Genomic DNA, 7,177 nt, shown 5'->3' on the forward strand with positions numbered 1-7,177 from the left:
GCTCCGCGGCCACCCTGCGGCCGGTGCGGACACTCGCCATAGGCGCCGCCTTGTTGGGCCTGCCCGCCGCCGTGGCCCTGCTGGCGGCACCGGGCGCGGCGCTGCTGGCGCTCCAGGCAGCGCTGTCCTTGGTGTTCCTGTCGTGGATCGCGCTGCGTCTCGCCGGCTGCCTGTGCCCGAGCCTGCCCGATCCCCCCGCGGCGGCGAGCGAGAGGGCGCTGCCGCTTTATTCCATCCTCGTGCCGCTCTACCGCGAGGCCGCGAGCGTGCCGCGCCTCGCACGGGCGCTCGCGGCGATCGACTATCCGCCGGAAAAGCTCGACATCAAGCTGGTGGTGGAGGCGGACGACGGCGAGACCCGCGCCGCCATCGCCGCCTGCGCGCTCCCGCCCTGGTTCGCGCAGGTGACGGTGCCGGCCATCGGCCCGCGCACCAAGCCGAAGGCGCTCAACATGGCGCTGCCCTTCGCCCGCGGCCAGTTCGTGGCGATCTATGACGCCGAGGACGCGCCCGAGCCGGACCAGTTGCGGCGCGCGCTCGCCGCCTCCGGGCCGGCGGTCCCGGCGTCGCCTGCGTCCAGGCGCGGCTCGCCGTGGACAATGGCGCCGAAAGCTGGATCAGCGGCCATTTCGCCGCCGAGTATGCCGCCCAGTTCGACGTGCTGCTGCCGCTCCTGAGCACGATCGGGCTGCCGGTGCTGCTCGGCGGCACGTCGAACCATTTCCGCCGCGACGTGCTGGAGCGCGTCGGCGCCTGGGATCCCTTCAACGTCACCGAGGATGCCGACCTCGGGGTCCGCCTCGCCCGCGCCGGCTGGCGCACGCTGGTCATCGCCTCCGCAACCCAGGAGGAGGCGCCCGTGCGCCTTGGCGCCTGGCTCGGGCAGCGCACCCGCTGGCTGAAGGGATGGGCGCAGACCCTGATGGTGCATGGCCGCGATCCCGCCGCCTTGATCCGGGATCTCGGACCGGGCGCCACCACGGCGCTGTTCCTGCTCACCGCCGGCCCCTATGCCGCGGCACTGCTGCACCCCCTGTTCGTGGCGGTGCTGGCGCGGGACGTCTGGTACGGCGCGCTCGGCGCGCCCTGCGTCTCGCCGGCGGAGGTCGCCGCCTCGGCCCTGGCCTATACGACGCTGATCACAGGCTACGGGGCGGCGGCGCTGTCCGCCGCCGTCGGTTGCGCGCGCCGCCGCCTGCCGGTGCGCCTCACGACGCTGGCGACCATCCCGCTCTATTGGCTGCTGCTGTCGGTGGCGGCGTGGCGGGCGCTGGTGGACCTGCTGCGCCGCCCGCATTTCTGGTGCAAGACCGAGCACGGCGTCTCCCGGCGCGGCGCGGGCCTGGGCACGCGCCCACCCGCCGGGATGGCGCTTCAGAAGTAGCGCTTGAGGTCCGCCGCGGCCTCGGCCGGAGGCCGCTTGGCATTGAACGGCGCGACGAAGGTGCCGGTCTTGTCCATGAGATAGACCACCGCGGTATGGTCCATGGTGTAGTCATCGCCGGTGAGCGGCACCTTGCGGGCATAGACCCGGTAGGCCTTCTTGATCGCCTCCACCTGCTCCGGCGTGCCGGACAGGCCGCGAAGCTGCGGCGCGAAGCTGCCGAGATAGGACTTCAGCACCTCCGGCGTGTCGCGCTCGGGATCGACGCTGACGAAGAAGGCCTGCACCCGCTCCGCATCGGCCCCCAAGGCGCCGAAGATCTCCGACATCTCGAACAATGCGGTCGGGCACACGTCCGGGCAATGGGTGAAGCCGAAGAAGATCAGCGTGGGCTTGCCCTTGAGCGCCGCCTCGGTGACCGCTGTCCCGTTCTGATCCACCAAAGTGAACGGGCCGCCCACCGCGGCCACGCCCTGCCCCGTGGGCGGGGCGGGTGCGGGCATCAGCAGGCCGACCGCCACCACCAGAACCGCGGCGCCGGCCACGAACGCCGAGAACAGCGCCAGGATGCGCAGGCGCGCGCTGCGGTCGGGCGTGCCGGAGGGTTTCGGCTTGCCGGAAGGCTTGACGGGAGACGCCATGGAACCTCGTTCGCCGCGCGCACCCGCCTAGAGGCAGGAGCCGATGCCGGCGGTCAGTGTGTCGAAGAAGACGGACACGCCGTTGCGCATCCACAACAGGATCGCTGCGGCGAACAGGGCGCCGCCGAACAGGGCCATGCCCCAGACGGCGAGCGGCGCGGACAAAGCCGAGGCAGACCGGTCCGCGGCGTCCCGCGACGGCTCCGATGGCGCTGCGGCGCCGGATTCGAAGGTCCTGGCCATGACCTGTGCCTGACTTCCCGTTGGCGCCCCCTTTTCGGGGAACGCGACCCGAGATTAGCGCGCATCGGCGACGCGGTCCAAGCGGCGTCGCGTCACGGGCGCGTGACGCCCGCGCGTTGACGCGTCCGGCGCTCATTCCTAAGTTCGCCCGTCTCCCGGAGATCGAAATGTCCCACGCCGCGTCTGCGTCCGCCACTCCCGCCGAACTTGCCGCCGAGCTGAAGAGCGTCGCCGAGACGGCGTCCGCCTGGCCGTTCGAGGAGGCGCGCAAGCTGGTGGAGCGGCTGAAGACGCATCCCAAGGACGAGGTGCTGTTCGAGACCGGCTACGGCCCCTCCGGCCTGCCCCATATCGGCACCTTCGGCGAGGTGGCGCGCACCACCATGGTGCGCCACGCCTTCCGCATCCTCACAGAGGACAAGGTGAAGACGCGCCTTTTGTGCTTCTCCGACGACATGGACGGCATGCGCAAGATCCCGGACAACGTCCCGGACCCGGTGGCGCTGAGGCCCTATCTGCAGATGCCGCTGACCCGCGTGCCGAACCCCTTCGGCGGCGACTATCCGAGCTTCGGCGCGCACAACAACGCCATGCTGCGGCGCTTCCTCGACACCTTCGGCTTCGACTACGAGTTCGCCAGCGCCACCGACTACTACACCTCCGGCAAGCTCGACGGCGTGCTGCTGAAGGTGGCGGAGCGCTACGACGCCATCATGGAGGTGATGCTGCCGACCCTGGGCGAGGAACGGCAGGCGACCTATTCGCCCTTCCTGCCGATCTCGCCCACCTCCGGCCGCGTGCTCTACGTGCCGCTGAAGCAGGTGGACGCCAAGGCCGGCACCATCACCTTCGACGACGAGGACGGCACCGAGCTGACGCTGCCCGTCACCGGCGGCCGCGTGAAGCTGCAGTGGAAGCCGGACTTCGGCGCCCGCTGGGCGGCGCTCGACGTGGACTTCGAGATGTTCGGCAAGGACCACCAGACCAACGCGCCGATCTACGACCGGATCTGCCGCATTCTGGGCGGGACCGCGCCGGAGCATTTCGTCTACGAGCTGTTCCTGGACGAGAAGGGGCAGAAGATCTCCAAGTCCAAGGGCAACGGGCTGACCATCGACGAGTGGCTGACCTATGCCAGCCCCGAGAGCCTTGCGCTCTACATGTTCCAGTCGCCGCGCTCGGCCAAGAAGCTGCACTTCGACGTCATCCCGCGGGCGGTGGACGAATATTACGCCTTCCTGGCGCGCTACCCGCAGCAGGACTGGAAGCTCAGGTTCGGCAACCCGGTCTGGCACATCCATTCCGGCACTCCGCCGCAGGTGGACATGCCGGTGTCCTTCACCATGCTGCTCAACCTCGCCTCGGCCTCGAACACCGAGGACGAGCAGGTGCTGTGGGGCTTCCTGCGGCGCCACGTTCCGGGCGTCTCCGCGCAGACCCATCCCCAGCTCGCGGCGCTGGTGGGCTATGCGGTGAAGTATTTCCATGACTTCGTGAAGCCGGGCAAGGTGTTCCACGCGCCCGATCCGGTCGAGCGCAAGGCCCTGGAGGCGCTGGATGCGGCGCTGGCCGCACTGCCGGCGAACGCGAGCGCGGACGAGATCCAGAACGCGCTCTACGACGTCGCCCGCCCGATCCCGCGCTACCAGGACTTCAAGGCCAAGGGCGCGACGCAGGAGCGGCCCGGCGTGTCGATCGAGTGGTTCAACACGCTCTATCAGGTGCTGCTGGGCCTTGAGCGCGGCCCGCGCTTCGGCTCGTTCGTCGCCATCTATGGCATCGCCGAGACGCGCGACCTGATCGCACGGGCGCTTGGCGGCACGCTGTCGGGCGCGGCGTGAGACACGGCGGCCGTCTCGCGCGCGCACTCGGGGATGCGACATGACCGAGCTTGAGATGATCTCCGTGCACGTGCCGAAATGCGCCGGCACGTCCTTCTACCGGGCGATCGAGGCGGCCTACGGGGCGGGCTCCATCCGCCGCGACTATGACGACCGCCCGCTCGACCCGGCCGCGCCCATGAACCTCGATCCGGACGGCTGGCTCGGCCGCAGCGCCGAGGCGGCGCCCGGCGCGCTCCGCGGCTTCCGCGTGGTTCACGGCCATTTCCACATGCACAAATATCGTAGCGTGAAGGCGCGGCTGCGCGTCACCTTCCTGCGCGATCCCGTGGAGCGCTTGGTCTCGCATTACGCGTTCTGGCGCAACCGCCCCGGCGCCGGTCACGCGCTCCACGAATACGTGCTGGCCCAGGACCTGTCGCTCGATGCCTTCGCCCGCCTGCCCTTCCTGCGGTCCTGCTTCAGCCAGGTGTTCTTTCGCGGCGTCGATCTGCGCGAGCTGGACTTCATCGGCTTCCACGACCGCGCGCGCGCCGACATGGAGCGCCTGTCGGCGCTGGCGGGGGTCCGCCTCACCTTGCCCATGACAAACCCCAATCCCGATCCCGGCTACCGCCAGATGGTGGACGCGCTCCATGCGGACACCGCCCGGCTCGGCCGCCTGCGGGACCTCCTGGCGGACGACATCGCCTTCTACGAGAAGGCGCGGGCGCTCCACGCTCCGACCTGACGGCCAGCGCCCGCACGGCCGGCCCATACCGGAAAACCATGCGATCCCGTCGCTCCCGACGGCACAGGCCCATCGGCACAGCCCGGCAATGGCCGCCCGCCCCGCGGAATCGGGTTTCCATTGATTTGCACGAAGGACCCGGTATAATTTCTATACAACATTATTTTCGAGTTTAATGGAGAATTCCCCCATGACCTTGCGCCTTGGAGACACGGTGCCGGACTTCGTGGCCCAGACCACCGAAGGCGAAGTGAAATTTCACGACTGGCTCGGCAACAGCTGGGGCATCCTGTTCTCGCACCCCAAGAACTTCACCCCCGTCTGCACCACCGAGTTGGGGCAGGTGGCGCACCTGAAGGCCGAGTTCGACAAGCGGAACGTGAAGGTGATCGGCCTGTCGGTGGATTCGGTCGAGAACCATCCGGCCTGGGTGGCCGACATCAAGGACGCCACCGGCGCGCAGCTGAACTTTCCGCTGATCGCCGACCACGACAAGAAGGTCTCCGACCTCTACGACCTGATCCACCCGAACGCGAGCGACACCGCCACCGTGCGCTCGGTGTTCGTGATCGGGCCGGACAAGAAGCTGAAGCTCACCTTGACCTATCCCGCGAGCACCGGCCGCAATTTCCAGGAAATCCTGCGGGTGGTGGATTCGCTCCAGCTCACCGCGCAGCACGCCGTGGCCACCCCGGTGGACTGGAAGCAGGGCGACGATGTCATCATCGTTCCCTCGGTGTCCGATGAGGCCGCCAAGGAGAAGTTCCCGCAGGGCTGGACCACCGTGAAGCCCTATCTGCGCGTGGTGCGCCAGCCGGGCGTCAGCTGAGAGCGCGGGCGCGCGAGCGCCGGCATGATCATCACTCGGGCCGGACTCGCGCCGGCCCGTTCGCGTTCGGCAGCCGGCCTCACGCCGTCATGATGTAGTCGCGCAGGGCGGCGCTCTCGCGCTCCATCTCCTCCACGCGGTGCTTCACCACGTCGCCGATGGAGATGATCCCCACCAGCCGGTCGCCGTCCACCACCGGCACGTGGCGGAAGCGTCCGCGCGTCATGCGCTCCATGATGGCGGGGATGATCTCGTCCGGCGTGCAGGTGACCACGGCGCGCGTCATCACCTCGCCGACCGGGGTGGCCAGCACGGCGGTCCCGCGCTCGTTCAGGAGGCGCACCACGTCGCGCTCGGAGACGATGCCCTCCACCGCCATGCTCTTGTCCACGACCACGATGGCGCCGATGCGGTGCTGGGCGAGGCTCTTCACGGCATCGCCGAGCGTGGCCTCGGGCGTGAGGGTGACGATGTCCTTGCCCTTGCCCTGGAGAATGCTGCTGACGGTCATTGGCGTGGTCTCCTTCCCACGGCCCGCGGCGCCGGTTTCTCCGGCTTTCTCGGCGGAGCCGCCTCGTTCGGACGCAATGATCCCTCGCAACAGGATGTGACGCAAGAGCGCAGCGGCAGAGCTTCACCGAACGGCAGCGACGGCGTCAGGCGACCCTGCGGCGCGGCACCGGGTCGAACAGGGCAAACAGCAGCAGGCCGGCGGCAAAACCGCCGATATGGGCCTGCCAGGCCACCTCCGCATCCTCGGCGCCGGGCATGGAGACGCCGAGACCGAACAGGAGGTTGAGCGCGACCCACGCGCCCACGAACACCAGCACGCGGCCGTCCCGGAAATTCTCGATCAGCGAACCTGCGGGCTGGTGATCGGCATGGCGGCCGCGATCGGAGGACAGCGCCGCACCCGGCGCGAAGGCGAAGCGCACCGCCGCGGCCATGGCCCCCGAAACCGCAGCCGAAGCGCCGACCAGCGGCATCAGGCCGTCGGGATGGGTGACGAGGTGCGCCAGCGCCCCCGCCGCCGCCGTCACCGCACAGAACACCGCGAAGCGCCAGTTGCCGAAGCGCCGCGCCACCGGCGTGCCGAAGGCCAGCAGCCAGACGAGGTTCACGCCCAGGTGCAGCCAGTTGGCATGCAGCAGGGCATAACTGACGAAGGTCCAGGCCTGGGTCCGATGCCGTCCGGCAGTCCGAAGGCTTCCGGAATGGAATAGCGCACCGGGATGAAGGCGAAATAGGTGAGCACCTCGATGTCGGCCGCCTCGCTCAGCAGCAGCGTGCGCACCGCGTGCACGCCGATCAGCAGCAGCGTCAGCGCCGCGATGATGCCGGGCACGTTCAGGATCGGCTGGCGGCCGGGCGCGGCGGCGGAGGGAGGTCGGTGGAGCACGCCATGGACGATCAGGGCCACGCCGCCGAACCGGCAAGAAAAAAGGCGAACTTGTGGCACATCCGGCCGCGCGCCCGCCGCGCCGGCGCGCGCGGACCCGCTGCGCGGTA

8 protein-coding genes and 1 pseudogene are annotated in these 7,177 nt (G+C 69.5%); 5 read left to right on the forward strand and 4 right to left on the reverse strand.

What is annotated here, in order from left to right:
* The coding region (locus AC2W7M_RS16365) for a glycosyltransferase (protein WP_486133298.1) at positions 1–677 on the forward strand (677 nt) is incomplete at its 5' end.
* Entirely contained in the window at positions 593–1,384 is a 792-nt protein-coding gene (locus tag AC2W7M_RS16370; protein ID WP_486133300.1) for a glycosyltransferase family 2 protein, read from the forward strand. The genes AC2W7M_RS16365 and AC2W7M_RS16370, both read left to right, overlap by 85 nt.
* Here the strand turns inward: AC2W7M_RS16370 and AC2W7M_RS16375 are convergent.
* Entirely contained in the window at positions 1,375–2,025 is a 651-nt protein-coding gene (locus AC2W7M_RS16375) for an SCO family protein (RefSeq protein ID WP_486133302.1), read from the reverse strand. The genes AC2W7M_RS16370 and AC2W7M_RS16375 overlap by 10 nt on opposite strands.
* A 27-nt stretch (positions 2,026–2,052) precedes the next feature.
* The gene (locus AC2W7M_RS16380) at positions 2,053–2,268 is read right to left on the reverse strand and encodes a hypothetical protein (protein WP_486133303.1); all 216 of its coding nucleotides are present in this window, start codon (positions 2,266–2,268) and stop codon (positions 2,053–2,055) included.
* A gap of 167 nt (positions 2,269–2,435) precedes the next feature.
* Between AC2W7M_RS16380 and AC2W7M_RS16385 the strand changes: the two genes are divergently transcribed.
* The 3 genes from AC2W7M_RS16385 to AC2W7M_RS16395 all read left to right on the forward strand — a co-directional run bounded on the left by AC2W7M_RS16385 (position 2,436) and on the right by AC2W7M_RS16395 (position 5,668).
* Positions 2,436–4,109, forward strand: coding sequence for a lysine--tRNA ligase (locus AC2W7M_RS16385; protein ID WP_486133305.1), 1,674 nt, complete (start codon positions 2,436–2,438; stop codon positions 4,107–4,109).
* Positions 4,110–4,149: 40 nt separating this feature from the next.
* A complete protein-coding gene (locus AC2W7M_RS16390) occupies positions 4,150–4,839 on the forward strand; it encodes a sulfotransferase family 2 domain-containing protein (RefSeq protein WP_486133307.1) in 690 nt (229 codons plus the stop codon).
* A 190-nt stretch (positions 4,840–5,029) separates the two neighbouring features.
* A complete protein-coding gene (locus tag AC2W7M_RS16395) occupies positions 5,030–5,668 on the forward strand; it encodes a peroxiredoxin (protein ID WP_486133309.1) in 639 nt (212 codons plus the stop codon).
* Between the two features lie 79 nt (positions 5,669–5,747).
* Here AC2W7M_RS16395 and AC2W7M_RS16400 read toward each other — a convergent pair whose 3' ends face one another.
* Positions 5,748–6,179, reverse strand: a complete 432-nt coding sequence (locus AC2W7M_RS16400; RefSeq protein WP_486133311.1) for a CBS domain-containing protein — start codon at positions 6,177–6,179, stop codon at positions 5,748–5,750.
* Positions 6,180–6,324: 145 nt separating this feature from the next.
* Positions 6,325–7,082, reverse strand: a pseudogene (locus tag AC2W7M_RS16405) (rhomboid family intramembrane serine protease).
* Positions 7,083–7,177 lie beyond the last annotated feature (95 nt).

Source organism: Xanthobacter sp. BG11Y11_SDJG, from assembly GCF_057364445.1.

Bases quoted from the DNA above. Each gene is read 5' to 3' on its own strand.
- AC2W7M_RS16375 (WP_486133302.1), bottom strand. From the start codon at position 2,025: ATGGCGTCTCCCGTCAAGCCTTCCGGCAAGCCGAAACCCTCCGGCACG.
- AC2W7M_RS16395 (WP_486133309.1), top strand. From the start codon at position 5,030: ATGACCTTGCGCCTTGGAGACACGGTGCCGGACTTCGTGGCCCAGACC.
- AC2W7M_RS16400 (WP_486133311.1), bottom strand. From the start codon at position 6,179: ATGACCGTCAGCAGCATTCTCCAGGGCAAGGGCAAGGACATCGTCACC.
- AC2W7M_RS16380 (WP_486133303.1), bottom strand. From the start codon at position 2,268: ATGGCCAGGACCTTCGAATCCGGCGCCGCAGCGCCATCGGAGCCGTCG.
- AC2W7M_RS16385 (WP_486133305.1), top strand. From the start codon at position 2,436: ATGTCCCACGCCGCGTCTGCGTCCGCCACTCCCGCCGAACTTGCCGCC.
- AC2W7M_RS16390 (WP_486133307.1), top strand. From the start codon at position 4,150: ATGACCGAGCTTGAGATGATCTCCGTGCACGTGCCGAAATGCGCCGGC.